This is a genomic window from Streptomyces aurantiaciflavus, assembly GCF_049808595.1.
Taxonomy (GTDB): Bacteria; Actinomycetota; Actinomycetes; order Streptomycetales; family Streptomycetaceae; genus Streptomyces.
In genome coordinates this window covers 305,256-320,614 of sequence record NZ_JBNCAQ010000002.1, presented here as the reverse complement: position 1 = coordinate 320,614, position 15,359 = coordinate 305,256, and the positions used below count along the sequence as shown (strand labels likewise).

Here is a 15,359-nt window from a genome sequence, read left to right as displayed (position 1 = left end):
CCGGCACGGCGCACCTTGCCCGGGCCGACACAGCAAGCCCTGCCTGGCCGGCACAGCACGCCCCGGTCGGGCTCACACAGCACGCCCCCGCTTCCGCTGACACAGCACGCCCCGCTTCCGCCGACCAGCACGCCCTGCCTCGCCCGACGCCTGACACGACACCCCCCGGCCTCGGCTGACTCGATGCCCCCGGCCTGGGCCGACTCGGCGCTCCCGGCCTCGGCCGGCTCGGCGCTCCCCGGTCGCGGCTGAGTCGTCTACCAGCGCACCGGCAGGCTGCGCACCCCGCGCATCAGCATGCCCGGCAGCCACTCGCCGGGTGGGCCGTCCAGGGCCAGGCCGGGGGCGCGCTCCAGGAGGGAACGCAGGGCGATGCGGGCCTCCAGGCGGGCCAGGGGGGCGCCCAGGCAGTAGTGGATGCCGTGGCCGAAGGCGAGGTGGCCGCGGGTCTCGCGGCGGATGTCGAAGCGGTCGGGGTTGGGGTGGCGGGCCGGGTCGCGGTCGGCGGCGGTGAGCCCGATCATCACCGCCTCGCCCTGTGCGATGGGGGTGCCGCCGATCTCCAGAGGCTCGGCGGCGAAGCGGAACGTCGCGTTCTCCACCGGGCCCTCGTAGCGCAGGGTCTCCTCGATCGCTCCGTCCAGGAGGGTCGTGTCGGCGCGCAGGGCAGCGAGTTGACCGGGGTGGGTGAGCAGGGCGTGGACGGCGTTGGTGATGAGGTTGACCGTCGTCTCGTGGCCGGCGATGAGGAGGATGAACGCCATGCCGCGCAGCTCGCCGGGCGAGAGCCGGTCGCCGTCCTCCGTGGTGGTGCGGATCAGCTCGCTCAGCAGGTCGCCGCCCGGCCCGGCGCCCCGCTTGGCCTCGATCAGCTCGGTGAGGTACTCGGCGAGCCGGACGAAGGCGTCGTACTCGCTCTCCGCGCTGGTGGGCGCGACGGCCTCCGTCGAGAGCTTGCGGAACTCCGTGCGGTCCATCTCGGGGACGCCGAGCAGCTCGCAGATGACGGTGATCGGGAGCGGGTAGGCCAGGGAGTCGACGAGGTCGGCGCGGCCGTGCGGCAGCATCGCGTCGAGGAGGTCGTCGGTGATCTGCTGGATCCGCGGCCGCAGTTCCTCCACGCGGCGCATGGTGAAGGCTCGGGAGACCAGCGCGCGCAGGCGGGTGTGCTGCGGCGGGTCGGCGACCAGCAGGTACTTGCCGATCAGCTCCTCGTCGAGGAACGTGACGCCGATCCGGCTGCCGTCCTTGGCCAGCCGCGGGTCGGCGAGCGCCGCGCGCGCCTCCTCGTACCCCACGACGAGCCAGGTCACGTGGTGCGCGTCCGGCTGGGGCAGCCGCACCCGGTGCACCGGGCCGCGCTCACGCAACCGCGCGTACACCGGGTGCGGGTCCCTCCGGAACCCGTCTCCCCACTCCCCCAGATCGATCACGTCGGTCATACCGCTTCCCCCCTGCCGTCACTGCCTCAACGTGCGGGACGCCCGCCAAGTGCCCGCTCTCCACGAGGGATCCCTCGATCCCGGCTTCCTAGTGCCCCTCCTCCAGCAGCCTGGCGTCGTACACCAGCAACGCGATCTGCACCCGGTTGTTGAGGTCGAGCTTGGCCAGGACGCGGGAGACGTGGGTCTTGACGGTGGCGACGCTCATGAACAGTTCGGCTGCGACCTCGGCGTTGGACAGGCCGCGGCCCACGGCGACGGCGACCTCGCGTTCCCGCTCGCCCAGGGCGGCGATGCGCTCACGCGCGCGTGCCCGCCGGGTGTCGGCGGCCGAGCCGGCCGCGTGGTCCATCAACTGGCGGGTGACGGTGGGCGACAGGACGGGGTCGCCGGCCGCGACCCGGCGCACCGCGTCGAGGATCTCGGCCGGCGGCGTGTCCTTCAGGACGAACCCCGCGGCTCCGGCGCGCAGCGCCCGCAGCACCTGCTCGTCGGCGTGGAAGGTGGTGAGGACGACGACCTGCGGGGCGTCCTTGCGGGCGCGCAGCCGCTCGGTGGCGGTCAGACCGTCCACCGACGGCATCCGGATGTCCATCAGGACGACGTCGGGGCGGGTGCGGTCGACGAGCGCCTCGGCCTCGCCGCCGTCGGCGGCCTCGCCGACGATCTCGATGTCGTCGGCGCCGCCCATCATGAAGGACAGACCGGCCCGCACCAGGGGATCGTCGTCGACGAGGAGGAGTCTGATCGCAGTCATGGCCTTACGTAATCACGGTCGCGGCCGACGAGTCGTCCGCTTCCCGGGCCGGCCACGGCAGCCATGCCCGTACCTCGAAGCCGCCGTCGTCGCGCGGCCCGTGCTCCAGGCGGCCGCCGGTCAGCGTCGCGCGCTCGGTGAGGCCGATCAGGCCCTGCCCGGAGCCGGGGACGGGCGGTACGTCGCCCTCGGGGGCGGGGTTGCGGACGGTCACGGTGAGCCCGCCGCCGGGTCCGCCGCTGACGGTGACCGCGGCCTCGGTGCCGGGGGCGTGCTTGCGGGCGTTGGTGAGGCACTCCTGGGCGATGCGGTACGCCGTGCGGCCGACGGAGGCGGGGACGGCGGCGGGGTCGGTCACGCGCTGGTCGAGGGTGACCTTCATGCCGGCCTCCCGGGACTCGGCGACCAGCGCGTCCAGGCCGGCCAGCGTCGGCTGCGGGCGTCCCGGGTCGTCGGGTTGCCCGGCCCGCAGCACGCCGATGATCTCCCGCAGGTCCTGGAGGGCCTCGTGGGCGCTCTCCCGGATCACGCCGGCCGCCCGCGCGATCTCCTCGCGGGGCGCGTCCGGCCGGAACTCCAGCGCGCCCGCGTGCACGCTGAGCAGGGTCAGCCGATGGGCGAGGACGTCGTGCATCTCGCGGGCGATGGCCTCGCGGGCCAGCCGCTGCGCCTGCTCGGCGCGCAGCCGCGCCTCCGTCTCGGCGCGCCGGGCCCGGTCCCGCAGGCTCAGCATGAGCTGCCGCTTGGAGCGGACGAACATGCCCCAGCCGATGATCGCGAGGGTGAGCAGCACGGTCCACACCACCGCCGGCCCGTACTCCAGGTCGGGATCCGGGCGCGCCCAGATGAGCACCGGGATCAGCGCGAGCTGGACGCCGCCGATCCAGGCGACGTACCGGAAGGGGCGGTGCACGGTGAGGGTGAAGAGGGCGACCACGCCGGCGCCGGCCGAGGTGGTCGCGACGAAACCGAGGGGTATCGCCGCGACGGCGAGGGCGACGGGCCGGCGGCGGCGCAGCCAGACGGCGGCGCAGGAGAGCGCGCCCAGCAGCTGGTCGGCCACGTAGAGCGCGTGCGGGAGTCCCTCCTGTGCGGGAAGGGTGTCCGCCACCCCGATGCCGATGGCGACGGCCATGAGGAAGCAGCAGAAGTCGACGATCCAGTCGCGTACGGTGCGCCGGGGCCGGCGCCCGGACGGCCCGGCGTCGGGGTCCAACTCGGCGGCCACGGCGGACGGCAGCAGCCATCGGCGCTGCGGAAAGGCCGGCGCGGTCCGCGCGGCCTGGTCGTCACCCCTCATGGTCGATGAATCTACGCAGTGGGCCCCCGCGTCACCTCGCCTCGGACGGGATCGGCGACCAAAGCGGACCGGCCGTCCACGGAAGTCGACGAGACGGTCCGTCAAAAGGCTGACGCGGCCCCACCTTTCGGCGCGGAGGGCGGGGCGCGGGCGCGCCTTCCGTCGGACATGGCTCGCCCCGCGGCCGATGTGGGTGGGGGGACCGCGGGGCGAGAGTCCTTGCCATGAAGCAGTTGTTGGAATTTCTTGGATTCCTCGCCCTGTTGCAGGGCACCGGCGGCCTGGCGTACGAGCTCACCGGCAAGCTGCGCTGGGGCGTCACGCAGCGGTGGGCGCTCCTGGACGGCTACGAGATCTATGTCAGCATCGCGTTGATCGTCCTGGCGTTCGCCCTGTTCGCCGCCGCCGAGAGCCGGAAACCCCGATGAGCTCGGACCGGACTCGCGGCCGGGTCGCGCCCTTCCTCGGGTGCCGACGCCTCAGGTGCCGGCGCCTGAGGCGTCGACCGTGAACGGCCGGTTCAGCAGTCGTAGTCGATGAGGTCGAAGCTCGCGTAGTGGTCGGCGGTGTAGTAGTCCTCCTCGTACTGCTGACCGGTCACGATGCGACGGGCGCCGCGCGTGGAGGAGCCGGGCGTCTTGACCGTGTACTCGTGGTAGTAGCCCGTGGACTGCCTGGGGAGGACGCGTTCCCGGTTCTGGAAGACCGAGCCGTCCTGCGAGTACGGGAACGGTCCGCCCTGCTCGATCAGCCGCAGCGTGGTGTACGCCTGGGAGGGCAGGTCGCTGTAGCAGATGCTGCCGACCGCCGTCGCCGCGGCGTTCGCCGAACCGGCGGAGACGGTGCCGCCGACGAGCAGGGCGGACAGGAGGGCGGCCGCGCCGCCGGTACGAGTGATGTGTGGGGGGAATCTCATGCCCTCATGATGACGCGCGTAGACGATGGCATGTCAATGACAACTCCGAGGATTCTCCCGTCAAGTCCGTTGAGTTTTCGCGAAGTTAACCCGCGGCTAGCCGTTGTCCGGAAGTTCGTACGAACCGTACAGAGGGCGGCCGTCGAGGGCGTACGTCTGGATGGAGACGCCCGCCGCGGTGATCCGGCCGTCGATGTGCCGGAAGGCGGTGGGCGGGGCGCCCTCGGCGAACAGGCGCCGGCCCGTGCCGAGCACGACCGGGAACGTCAGCAGGTGAAGGGTGTCGACGAGATCCAGCGCGAAGAGGCTGCGGGCCAGGGCTCCGCTGCCGTGGACCTGGAGCTCCCCGTCGGTCTTCTCCTTCAGCGCGGTGACCTCCTCGGCGAGGTCGCCCTGGATCGCCGTGGCGCCGGACCAGACGGGCTCGGCGAGGGCGGTCGTGGTGACCACGTACTTCGGCAGGGAGTTCAGCCGGGACGCGATCGGGTCGTCCGGGTCGGTCACCTTCGGCCAGTACGAGGCGAAGATGTCGTAGGTACGGCGGCCGAGGAGGAAGGCGCCGACGCCGTCGAAGACCTCGTTGACGAACCGGCCGAAGTCGTCGTCGCCGTAGGGGACGCTCCAGCCGCCCTGCTCGAAGCCGTCCCTGGTGTCCTCGTGGGGGCCGCCGGGGGCCTGGTACACACCGTCGAGGGTGACGAAACTGGTGAGAACGAGCTTTCCCATGGCGGGTGCTCTCCTTCTGACGCTCTGGTGGGGTCCACTGTCATCAGGGCAGACCCCACCAGGGCCCGCAACTCATCGGTTCGTCCCGCTCGGGTTCCTCCCCCTCGGCTTCGTCCCGCTCTGGTTCATCCCGCGTGCGTCGAGAACAGTCCGCCCGTGGGTCCCTGCTTGTCCCCGCCCTGGGCCTTCTTCAGGGCGTTGGCGAGGCTCTCGATGGTGAGGGACTGGAGGATCACGCTGCCGTTGCCCTCCAGGGTGGCCAGGGAGAGGCCCTCGCCGCCGAAGACGGCGTTCATGATCCCCTGGCGGTTGAGGCCGCCGACGCGCTGGACGCCGTACTGGATGCCCTCCTCGAAGGCGACCACGCAGCCGGTGTCGACCTCGATGCGGCCGCCGAAGTCGGCCGGGTCGAGGTCGATGAAGTTGCCCGCGCCGGCGATGATCACTGTCCCGTACCCGGTGAACTTCTCCAGGACGAAGCCCTCGCCGCCCTTCATGCCGGTACGGCCGCCCTGGAAGGCGATGCCGAAGTCGACGGTGGACTCGGCGGCGACGAAGGCGTCCTTCTCGGCGAACCACGCGCGCGTGCCGTCCAGCTCCAGGGCGCGCATCTCGCCCGGGAGCACGCCGGCGAAGCCGACGGTGCCCTCGCCGCCCTGCGCGGTGAAGTACTGGAACGCCAGCGACTCGCCCGCGAGGGCGCGCTGGCCGACCTGCATGGCGGTGCCCATGGCCTGGCGCAGCATGCCGCCCATTCCGCCACCCGCGCCGCCGCCCGAGCCTCCGTTCCGGGGCTGCTGACCGCCGTCGTTCGACGGGCCGCCGAGACGGGTCTCCATGGTCACGTTCGTCGTCTTGAACAGGAACTTCCCGGCCTCGCAGTACACGGTCTGGCCGGGGTTCAGATGGACGACCGCCATCTGCATGGCGTTGCCGACGATTTCTTGCTGAAGAGTCACACGGGGTGAACGTGGGAGGCGGAGGCAAGAGTTCCGACGCCGCCGCTCGGGCCTGCCACCGCGGGCCGCCGCCTCGGCCTGCCGTGCGACGAGCTCCATGTCCGTTCGCCGCCAGCGCCGGCGGCCGGCGGCCGGTGGGATGGCTCCATGACGATTTCGAACGGAACCCTCGACAGCGACGGAATCCTGGACGGCGACGGAACCCTGGACGGCAAGGTGGCCCTGGTGACCGGCGGCAGCCGTGGCATCGGCGCGGCGACGGCGCTGCGGCTGGCCCGGGAGGGCGCGGACGTCGCCCTGACGTACGTGAACGGCAAGGAGGCGGCCGAGGACGTCGTACGGGCGGTGGAGGGCCTCGGGCGGCGTGCGGTGGCGCTGCGGGCGGACTCCGCGGACGCGGCGGAGGCGGCGGCAGCGGTGGAGCGTACGACGGCGGCGCTCGGCGGCCTCGACGTGCTGGTGAACAACGTGGGCGTCGGGCTGCTCGGGCCGCTGGAGGAGCTGTCGCTCGCCGAGGTGGACCGGGTGCTCGCCGTGAACGTGCGGGGGGTGTTCCTGGCCTCGCAGGCGGCCGCCGCCCGCATGACCGACGGCGGTCGGATCATCACGATCGGCACCTGCATGACACAGCGTGTCCCGGGCCCCGGCGGCACGCTCTACGCGATGAGCAAGTCGGCGCTCGTCGGGCTGACGAAGGCGCTGGCCCGGGAGCTGGGGTCGCGCGGGATCACGGCGAACGTCGTGCACCCCGGGCCGATCGACACGGACATGAACCCGGGGGACGGACCGTACGCGGCCGGACAGGCGGCGATGACCGCGGTGGGGCGTTTCGGGACGGTGGATGAGGTGGCGTCGATGGTGGCGTATCTGGCGGGGGCGGCCTATGTGACGGGTGCCGAGTTCGCGGTGGACGGGGGCCATGCGGCGTGATGCCGTAGGGGTGTTTCGCCCCCGTCGCCCCTACCACGCGTCCCCTCCCGGGGGCTGCCGCCCCCGGGCCCCCGCTTCGGCCCCGAACGGGCCTCGTCCTCAACGCATCGGGAAGCATCCCCGGACAGGCTGGGCTGGGTTCGCCCTGACCGGCGCTCGACGGCTGACGTCGGGCGGGGTGGCCCGGCTCGCTCTTGACCCGACCGAGTCGGGGGGTGGGTGGGCATGGGCCCGCGGGTCCAGGGGCGGAGCCCCTGGCGGGGTCGAAGGGGCGGAGCCCCTGGCGAGGGGACGGGCAGGGGCGGCGGGGCGAGGACAGCCCTGTCAGCCGCCCAGTTCCTGGTGCCGCGCCGCGAGGCGCCTCGCGCCCTCCTCCGTGAGGGAACCGAACAGCCGCAGTCGCGAGATGCCGCCGTCCGGGAAGATGTCCACGCGCGCGTGGGTGCCCACGGCCGGGGTCGGCAGGACGAAGCGGTGGTTGGTGTCGGGCTGGAGGCGGGTGCGCGGGAGGATCTCCCGCCAGTCGCCGGCGTCACCGTCGTCGGCGTCCTTCACCGACACCGACGCCCAGCCGGCGCTGTTCCCCTTCAGGTACGCCGTGTCGATCTCCAGGGCGCGGATCCGGGCCTGGGCGGCCAGGCGGTAGCGGATCCAGTCGTGGCCCTGGTCGCGGCGCCGGCGTGTCTCCCAGCCGTCGTCCATCTTGCGGGAGCGGCCGGGCTGGATGGTGTTACCGGCCGGCGAGTAGAAGCGGTTGGAGGCGTCCTCGGCCAGGCCGCCGTTCTCCAGGGCGACGACGTCGAAGGTGCCGAGGACCGAGAGCCAGGCGGGGTCGGGGACGACCTCGCCGTACACGCGGAGGCGGGCGATGCCCCCGTCGGGGTGCTGGTTGACGCGCAGATGGGTGAAGCGCTGCTCCACGGCGACGGAGAAACCGTTCGCCGCGTGGCCGCCCACCGGGGTGCGCGGGACCAGCGTCGTCCACTTCACGTCGTCCCGCAGCAGTTCCTCCGGGGACGGGGAGCCGGCGACCGACGTGGCCTCGACCGACACCGCCTGCGGGTAGTTGCCGCGGAAATGGGCCGTGTCGACGACGATGCCCCGGATCACACCGGGCGCTCCGAGGCGGACCAGCGCCCAGTCGTGGTCGTCGGCCGTGGGCCAGGGGTGCTCGGCGGAGGCGCCGCGGCGGCGGCGTGTCTCCCAGCCGTCCATGATCTTGCCCTTGTGCCCGAAGTGCTCGGGGTCGAACTCGGCCCGCCCGGGCAGCAGCAGATTCTCCCGGTGGGCGAAGAACTCGTCGTTGGCGGCGATGACGCCGGCGCCGAGGTGCCGGTCGGCGAGGTTGGCGTGGTGGGTGAACGGGAAGTCGGCGGTGCGGTGGTCCGCGTACGGGTCGCCGCCTCCGTAGGGGTTCGCGTCGCCGGTGAAACGAGGTATCGCCGTCACAGTGATCAGGGCTTCCTTTCGGGAGTCGGCCGGTGCGGGCGCGGGCGCACGGGGGTGTCAGTGGGGTCTGGTGAGCAGGCGTCCCTTCGGTTCGGTGAACTCGCCGTCCACGACGATGCGTTCGCCGCGCAGCCAGGTGGACTTCACGACGCCGTACAGGGTGCGGCCCGCGTAGGCCGTGACCCGGTTGCGGTGGTGGAGGGCCGCCGGGTCCACGGTGAAGGTCTCGTCGGGGGCGAGGACCGCGAAGTCGGCGTCGCGGCCCGCCTCGACGGCGCCCTTGTGGCCGAGGCCCACGAGGGCCGCCGTACGCGTCGACATCCAGCGGACGACGTCCTCCAGGCCGTGTCCGCGCTTGCGGGCCTCGGTCCACACCGCGGACAGGCTCAGCTGGAGGCCGGAGATGCCGCCCCAGGCCGTGGCGAAGTCGCCGGTCTTGAGGTCGGCCGTGGACGGGGAGTGGTCGGTGACCACGCAGTCGATGGTGCCGTCCGCCAGCGCCTGCCACAGCAGGTCCTGGTTGGCGGCCTCGCGGATGGGCGGGCAGCACTTGAACTCGCTGGCGCCGTCCGGGACTTCCTCGGCGGTGAGGGTGAGGTAGTGCGGGCAGGTCTCGACCGTGATCCGCACGCCCTCCGCCTTGGCCTGCGCGATCAGCGGCAGCGCGTCACTCGACGACAGGTGCAGGACGTGCACGCGCGCGTGGTGGCGCTTCGCCAGCGCGACGAGCCCGGCGATGGCGGTGTCCTCGGCGCGGCGCGGGCGGCTGGCGAGGAAGTCGGCGTACTTGGGGCCGCCCCGCTGCGGGGCGGCGTCGAGGTGGTGCGGGTCCTCGGCGTGCACGATCAGCAGGCCGTCGAAGCCGGCGATCTCCGCGACGCACCGGGCGAGCCCGTCCTGTTCGAGGTGCGGGAACTCGTCCACGCCCGACGGCGAGAGGAAGGCCTTGAAGCCGAAGACGCCGGCGTCGTGCAGCGGACGCAGGTCCTTGACGTTGTCGGGGAGCGCGCCGCCCCAGAAGCCGACGTCGATGTGCGCCTTGTCGGCGGCGACGTCCCGCTTCGTACGGAGGTTGTCGACCGTGGTGGTCGGCGGGAGGGAGTTGAGCGGCATGTCGACGAGGGTGGTGATGCCGCCGGCCGCCGCCGCGCGCGTGGCGGTCCAGAAGCCCTCCCACTCGGTGCGCCCGGGGTCGTTGACGTGCACATGAGTGTCGACCAGACCCGGGAGCAGGACGTCGTCGCCGAGGTCCTCCAGGCGGGCGCCCGACGGTACGCCGGCGTCGTGGGGCAGTACGGCCGTGATCTTCCCGGCGGACACGACGACCGTGGCGGCGCGCGTCCCTTCCGGAGTGATGACGCGCGTCGAGCGCAGCACCAGTTCAGCGTCGGACACCCGGACCCCTCTCTGCCGCCGTTGCACTTCCGGGAAACGGGATCTGCTCCCGTGTGCCTTCCACGAAACGGAATTCAACGTTCTGTTGAAGGAGTCTTCACTCCCGGTCGCACGCCGTCAAGGGTGCACTTCTTCATGGTGCACACCTCGACGCATCCTGGATGTTTCCACAAAGCGAAATTATGATTCCAGCACGCAGAACGTAGCTACGCACCACCGGGGAGTCAACCGACCGCCGGGTAGGCTTCAGCTCTTCCCGCCAGTTTCGAAAGGAACGCGCCGTGCCGACGTCCAGCGCCAGCACCTCCGACTCCGCCAAGTCCACCGGCGGAGGGGTCCAGTCCCTCGAGCGCGCCTTCGATCTGCTCGAGCGGATGGCGGACGCGGGCGGCGAGGTCGGCCTGAGCGAGCTGTCCGCGAGCAGCGGGCTGCCCCTTCCGACCATCCACCGCCTGATGCGCACGCTGGTGGTCTGCGGTTACGTCCGCCAGCAGCCCAACCGGCGGTACGCGCTCGGCCCCCGCCTGATCCGCCTCGGCGAGTCCGCCTCCCGGCTGCTGGGCACCTGGGCCCGCCCCTACCTGGCCCGCCTCGTGGAGGAGACCGGCGAGACCGCGAACATGGCGCTGCTGGACGGCGACGAGATCGTGTACGTGGCGCAGGTGCCGTCGAAGCACTCGATGCGCATGTTCACGGAGGTCGGCCGCCGCGTGCTGCCGCACTCCACGGGCGTCGGCAAGGCCCTCCTCGCCGGCTTCCCCGACGACGAGGTGCGCGCCCTGCTCCACCGCACCGGCATGCCCGCCGCGACCGAGAAGACGATCACCACCCCGGACGGTTTCCTGGCGGCCCTCCAGGACGTCCGCGGCCAGGGCTACGCGGTCGACGACAACGAGCAGGAGATCGGCGTCCGCTGCCTCGCGGTCCCGGTCCCCGACTCCCCCACCGCGGCGGCCATCTCGATCTCCGGCCCGGCGGGCCGCGTCACCGAGGCCGCCACGGAGGAGATCGTGCCGGTGCTCAAGCAGGTGGCGGTGGAGCTGTCGGAGGCGCTGTCGAACCCGGGGCCGGCCGCCTAGGCACTCGGCGGCCGGCCACCCATCACCCGTGTGAACAACCCTGCGGGTCGATACACCTGAACCCGCGGCCGTCGGCAGCCGGCAGCCCCCTGGCGGATCAGCGGCGCGGCGGCTCCCCGAACAGTTCCACCGCGTTCCGCACCTCCGACAACCCCCGGGCCAGCGCGCTCACCGAGCCGATCGCGCCTGCGATCAGCAGCAGGGAGCGGCGCAGGCGGGGGATCTCCGGAACGCCGTGGGTCGCCATCGCGGCGAGGGCGGCGAGTTCGTCCTCGGCGATCACCCGGTCCGGGAAATCGGACGGGTGCGCGGCGAGTTCACGGCGCAGCCGGGACACCGCGGTCCGCAGTTCCGCCACCCTCGGATCCTCGTCGCTGCCCGTCACCGGCTTCTGCCCCAAGCTACGCAACACAGCTCTCCCCCCTCGCACGCCCCTGTGCGCAAGTTCGTGGTGCCCAGCGTGCGTCCCCATGGCGCTGGTCAGGCACACCAGGAGACGCGGGTCAGTAAACGCCACCCCGCACCGGGTTCGCCACCGCGCGGACGGAAATTCAGCCGGACGAAACCACGCGGCCGTCGCCGCGTCAGGTATGCAGAACGTATGACGCACAAGGAACACGAGGTCGCCGGGCTGCTCCTCGCGGCGGGCGGGGGGCGGCGCCTCGGCGGGCGCCCCAAGGCGTTGTTGACGCACCGGGGGCGGCCGCTCGTGGAGCACGCGGTGGAGGTGCTGCGCGCGGCCGGCTGCGCGCGCGTGCACGTGGTCCTGGGGGCCGCCGCCGACGTCGTACGGGAGCGGGCGCGGCTCGACGGGTGCGTGCTGGTCGTGAACCCGCGGTGGGAGCAGGGCATGGGGTCCTCGCTGCGGGCCGGGCTCGATTCCCTCGCCGGGACGGGGGCGCGGGCCGCACTGGTCTCGCTCGTCGACCAGCCGGGCATCGGGGCGGAGGCGGCCGGGCGGGTGCTCGGCGCGTACGAGGGCGAGTCGTCGCTGGTGTCGGCCGCCTACGCCGGGACGCGCGGGCACCCCGTGCTGTTCGGGTCCGCGCACTGGGCCGGCATCGCGGCGACCGCGACCGGCGACCGGGGGGCACGTGCCTACCTGACGGCGCACGGCGAGGCGATCACGCTCGTCGAGTGCGGGGACGTGGCCGAGCCCTACGACATCGACACGGCCGAGGACCTGGCCCGCCTGGAGTGAACCACGTGGCACGCCGGGCCGGGCTGCTCGACCCGGAGAATCTTGAGATCAACAAACCATTGAACTTCCACGATGAGGAAACTAGTATCCACTTTCCAGAGGCGCTCGGTCGGCCATCGAGTGCTCTCCGCCCTACCCGGGTCTCCTGGCACCCGGTGCCTCGCTCGCTGAAGGAAGTGACAGTTCATGTCCGCACCAGCGCCGTCCCCGCTGGCCATCGTCGACGCCGAGCCCCTGCCCCGGCAGGAGGAGGTCCTCACCGACGCGGCCCTCGCCTTCGTGGCCGAGCTGCACCGCCGGTTCACGCCCCGGCGTGACGAGCTCCTCGCCCGCCGCGCGGAGTGCCGCGCCGAGATCGCCCGCACCTCCACCCTCGACTTCCTCCCGGAGACCGCCGCCATCCGCGCCGACGACTCCTGGAAGGTGGCCCCCTCCCCCGCGGCCCTCGACGACCGCCGCGTCGAGATCACCGGCCCCACCGACCGCAAGATGACCATCAACGCCCTCAACTCGGGCGCCAAGGTCTGGCTCGCCGACTTCGAGGACGCCTCGGCGCCGACCTGGGAGAACGTCGTCCTCGGCCAGATCAACCTCGCCGACGCCTACACCCGGAACATCGACTTCACCGACGCGAGGTCCGGCAAGTCGTACGCCCTGCGGCCGAACGAGGAGCTCGCGACCGTCGTCATGCGGCCGCGCGGCTGGCACCTGAACGAGCGTCACCTCGTCGACGCGGACGGCAGCCAGGTCCCCGGCGCCTTCGTCGACTTCGGCCTCTACTTCTTCCACAACGCCCAGCGCCTGCTCGACCTCGGCAAGGGCCCGTACTTCTACCTCCCGAAGACCGAGTCGCACCTGGAGGCCCGCCTCTGGAACGACGTGTTCGTCTTCGCGCAGGACTACGTCGGCATCCCCCAGGGCACCGTCCGCGCCACCGTCCTCATCGAGACGATCACGGCCGCGTACGAGATGGAGGAGATCCTCTACGAACTCCGCGACCACGCCTCCGGGTTGAACGCGGGCCGCTGGGACTACCTGTTCTCCATCGTCAAGAACTTCCGTGACGGCGGCGCCAGGTTCGTCCTGCCGGACCGCAACGCGGTCACGATGACGGCCCCGTTCATGCGGGCGTACACCGAACTCCTCGTCCGCACCTGCCACAAGCGCGGCGCGCACGCGATCGGCGGCATGGCGGCGTTCATCCCCTCGCGCCGGGACGCGGAGGTCAACAAGGTCGCCTTCGAGAAGGTCCGCGCCGACAAGGACCGTGAGGCGAACGACGGTTTCGACGGCTCCTGGGTCGCCCACCCCGACCTGGTGCCGATCGCCATGGAGTCCTTCGACAAGGTCCTCGGCGACCGGCCGAACCAGAAGGACCGGCTGCGCGAGGACGTCCACGTCGAGGCGGCCGACCTGATCGCGATCGACTCGCTGGACGCCAGGCCGACGTACCCCGGGCTCGTCAACGCCGTGCAGGTCGGCATCCGTTACATCGAGGCCTGGCTGCGCGGGCTCGGCGCGGTCGCCATCTTCAACCTGATGGAGGACGCGGCCACCGCGGAGATCTCGCGCTCGCAGATCTGGCAGTGGATCAACGCCGGCGTCGAGTTCGAGAACGGCGAGAAGGCCACCCCCGAGCTGGCCCGCAAGGTCGCCGCCGAGGAACTCGCCGCCGTCCGGGCGGAGATCGGCGAGGACGCCTTCGCGGCCGGGCACTGGCAGCAGGCCCACGACCTGCTGCTCCAGGTCTCCCTCGACGAGGACTACGCGGACTTCCTCACCCTGCCGGCGTACGAGCGGCTCAAGGGCTGACGCTCACGCGGGCCTGTCCGAGTGGCCCAGGGACTTCCCCGGGGCCACTCGGTCGCGTACGAGCCGCTTGACCGCCGTCGGCTCCGGGAAGCCCTGCTCGCGACGGTCCCAGACGACCTCGCCGTCCACCCGGACCACGAAGACCCCGCCCCTGCCGGGCTTGAGGGCCAGTTCGTCGAGCTCCTGCTCGAAGGTCGTCAGCAGTTCCTGGGCGAGCCAGGCGGCGCGCGGCAGCCAGCGGCACTGGGTGCAGTACTCGATCTGGACGCGGTGGGCCACGTCCACGGCGGGGTCCGTCATCCCAGGTGCACCGACCAATCCTGTTCCGCGGCCGGCTTGCCGTGCAGGTCGGGAACCCGCTTGAGCCAGCTCGGCCGTCCCCGCCGGGTCCTCGCCGCGCGCAGGGCCTCCTCGGCGGCGAGCTCCTCCCGGCTGGGGAAGTCGGTGGGCAGCCAGGCCGCGGAGGCCTGCACGCGCGCGTGCAGGTGGTCCACGTACGCCGTCCGGGCGTCGTCGGGGGTCGCGAAGCCGGGTTCGTCCGCGAGCCAGGCGTCCGGGACCTCGGCGACGATCTCCCGCAGCAGCTCCTCGGTGACCTTCGGCGCCAGCTCGGCGTCGGCGGCGCGCACGTCGGGCGCGTAGTGGCCGAGGGCGTGGTGGCGGAAGTCGTAGGCCTTCGCGGGGTCGGAGCCGTCCCAGCGGTGGTGGAAGACGAGCGCGGCGCCGTGGTCGATCAGCCACAGGCGCGGGGGCACGGTGCCGAGCGTCGGCCAGACCATCAGGTTGGAGCTGTGGACCGTACGGTCCACATTGACGGTGAGGGCGTCGAGCCAGACGATCCGGCCCGCCTCCAGGGAGTCGACGCGGAAGGCCTGGGCGACCTCGGGGGTGAAGTCCTCGGCGCCCGGCAGGTAGTCCATGCCGAGGTTGACCCCCGCGCTGGCGCTGTGCAGGTCCCGCACCTCCTGGTGGGGCTCACTGTCGGCGATCGCCGGGTCGAAGTGGACCAGGACCAGCTCCGGGAAGCGCAGCCCCAGGGCCCGCGCCAGCTCACCGACGACGATCTCCGCGACCAGCGCCTTGCGGCCCTGCGCCGACCCGGTGAACTTCACGACGTAGGTCCCCAGGTCGTCGGCCTCGACGACGCCGGGGACGGAACCGCCGGAGCGCAGGGGCGCGACGTAGCGGACAGCGGTGACTTCCTTCAGCATTTTTTCCAGGTCACCCACCCTTCGGCCCTGCGGTCCACGACTGACCCCCGGATTCGCTCGACTCGGAGAGTCTGCCACGATCAGCCCCGAGGAGAACCGGGGAGCCCCGACCGGCCCGGTGATCTCCCTGCCGCCCCAGCGGTCCGTCCAGGCGGCGCGCCTCTTGCTCCGGCCACAGAAGA

The 15,359-nt window shown here is 72.3% G+C and carries 16 protein-coding genes; 5 read left to right on the top strand and 11 right to left on the bottom strand.

What is annotated here, in order from left to right; translation table 11 throughout:
• Positions 1 to 257: 257 nt before the first annotated feature.
• The 3 genes from ACPT94_RS03190 to ACPT94_RS03180 form a co-directional block, all read right to left on the bottom strand.
• Entirely contained in the window at positions 258 to 1,442 is a 1,185-nt protein-coding gene (locus tag ACPT94_RS03190) for a cytochrome P450 family protein (RefSeq protein WP_425245037.1), read from the bottom strand.
• Positions 1,443 to 1,530: 88 nt separating this feature from the next.
• Complete coding sequence (locus ACPT94_RS03185; protein WP_425245036.1) at positions 1,531 to 2,199, bottom strand: response regulator transcription factor; 669 nt, start codon at positions 2,197 to 2,199, stop codon at positions 1,531 to 1,533.
• 4 nt (positions 2,200 to 2,203) lie between these two features.
• Positions 2,204 to 3,499, bottom strand: coding sequence for a sensor histidine kinase (locus ACPT94_RS03180; protein WP_425245035.1), 1,296 nt, complete (start codon positions 3,497 to 3,499; stop codon positions 2,204 to 2,206).
• Positions 3,500 to 3,723: 224 nt separating this feature from the next.
• Between ACPT94_RS03180 and ACPT94_RS03175 the strand changes: the two genes are divergently transcribed.
• Positions 3,724 to 3,927 (top strand): hypothetical protein, encoded by a 204-nt coding sequence (locus ACPT94_RS03175; RefSeq protein ID WP_360330326.1) that lies wholly within the window; start codon positions 3,724 to 3,726, stop codon positions 3,925 to 3,927.
• 92 nt (positions 3,928 to 4,019) lie between these two features.
• Here the strand turns inward: ACPT94_RS03175 and ACPT94_RS03170 are convergent, their stop codons facing one another.
• From ACPT94_RS03170 to ACPT94_RS03160, 3 genes are all read right to left on the bottom strand, one after another.
• A complete protein-coding gene (locus ACPT94_RS03170; RefSeq protein WP_425245034.1) occupies positions 4,020 to 4,415 on the bottom strand; it encodes a guanyl-specific ribonuclease in 396 nt (131 codons plus the stop codon).
• A gap of 96 nt (positions 4,416 to 4,511) precedes the next feature.
• Positions 4,512 to 5,141, bottom strand: a complete 630-nt coding sequence (locus ACPT94_RS03165; RefSeq protein ID WP_360330332.1) for a dihydrofolate reductase family protein — start codon at positions 5,139 to 5,141, stop codon at positions 4,512 to 4,514.
• 125 nt (positions 5,142 to 5,266) lie between these two features.
• Entirely contained in the window at positions 5,267 to 6,100 is an 834-nt protein-coding gene (locus ACPT94_RS03160; RefSeq protein ID WP_360330335.1) for an AIM24 family protein, read from the bottom strand.
• 147 nt (positions 6,101 to 6,247) lie between these two features.
• Between ACPT94_RS03160 and ACPT94_RS03155 the strand changes: the two genes are divergently transcribed.
• On the top strand, positions 6,248 to 7,030 hold the full coding sequence (locus ACPT94_RS03155; protein WP_360330338.1) for an SDR family oxidoreductase: 783 nt from the start codon (positions 6,248 to 6,250) through the stop codon (positions 7,028 to 7,030).
• Positions 7,031 to 7,354: 324 nt separating this feature from the next.
• Here ACPT94_RS03155 and alc read toward each other — a convergent pair whose 3' ends face one another.
• Positions 7,355 to 8,479: an allantoicase gene (gene alc, locus ACPT94_RS03150; protein ID WP_425245033.1), complete on the bottom strand. Its 1,125-nt coding sequence runs from the start codon at positions 8,477 to 8,479 to the stop codon at positions 7,355 to 7,357.
• A gap of 57 nt (positions 8,480 to 8,536) precedes the next feature.
• Positions 8,537 to 9,874 (bottom strand): allantoinase AllB, encoded by a 1,338-nt coding sequence (gene allB, locus ACPT94_RS03145; RefSeq protein WP_425245032.1) that lies wholly within the window; start codon positions 9,872 to 9,874, stop codon positions 8,537 to 8,539.
• A gap of 281 nt (positions 9,875 to 10,155) precedes the next feature.
• On the opposite strand from allB, the gene ACPT94_RS03140 reads away from it, so the two are divergent.
• Complete coding sequence (locus ACPT94_RS03140) at positions 10,156 to 10,953, top strand: IclR family transcriptional regulator (protein ID WP_425245031.1); 798 nt, start codon at positions 10,156 to 10,158, stop codon at positions 10,951 to 10,953.
• Between the two features lie 97 nt (positions 10,954 to 11,050).
• Here ACPT94_RS03140 and ACPT94_RS03135 read toward each other — a convergent pair whose 3' ends face one another.
• Positions 11,051 to 11,365: a DUF5955 family protein gene (locus tag ACPT94_RS03135; RefSeq protein ID WP_360330350.1), complete on the bottom strand. Its 315-nt coding sequence runs from the start codon at positions 11,363 to 11,365 to the stop codon at positions 11,051 to 11,053.
• A 189-nt stretch (positions 11,366 to 11,554) separates the two neighbouring features.
• On the opposite strand from ACPT94_RS03135, the gene ACPT94_RS03130 reads away from it, so the two are divergent.
• Together ACPT94_RS03130 and aceB are read left to right on the top strand one after the other, a co-directional pair.
• Positions 11,555 to 12,154, top strand: a complete 600-nt coding sequence (locus ACPT94_RS03130) for a nucleotidyltransferase family protein (RefSeq protein WP_360330353.1) — start codon at positions 11,555 to 11,557, stop codon at positions 12,152 to 12,154.
• 186 nt (positions 12,155 to 12,340) lie between these two features.
• Entirely contained in the window at positions 12,341 to 13,966 is a 1,626-nt protein-coding gene (aceB, locus tag ACPT94_RS03125) for a malate synthase A (RefSeq protein WP_425245030.1), read from the top strand.
• A 3-nt stretch (positions 13,967 to 13,969) separates the two neighbouring features.
• Here the strand turns inward: aceB and ACPT94_RS03120 are convergent, their stop codons facing one another.
• Both ACPT94_RS03120 and ACPT94_RS03115 read right to left on the bottom strand, forming a co-directional pair.
• Positions 13,970 to 14,245 (bottom strand): Rdx family protein, encoded by a 276-nt coding sequence (locus ACPT94_RS03120; protein WP_425245071.1) that lies wholly within the window; start codon positions 14,243 to 14,245, stop codon positions 13,970 to 13,972.
• Between the two features lie 17 nt (positions 14,246 to 14,262).
• Positions 14,263 to 15,177, bottom strand: coding sequence for a HipA family kinase (locus tag ACPT94_RS03115; RefSeq protein ID WP_360330362.1), 915 nt, complete (start codon positions 15,175 to 15,177; stop codon positions 14,263 to 14,265).
• Positions 15,178 to 15,359: the final 182 nt, after the last annotated feature.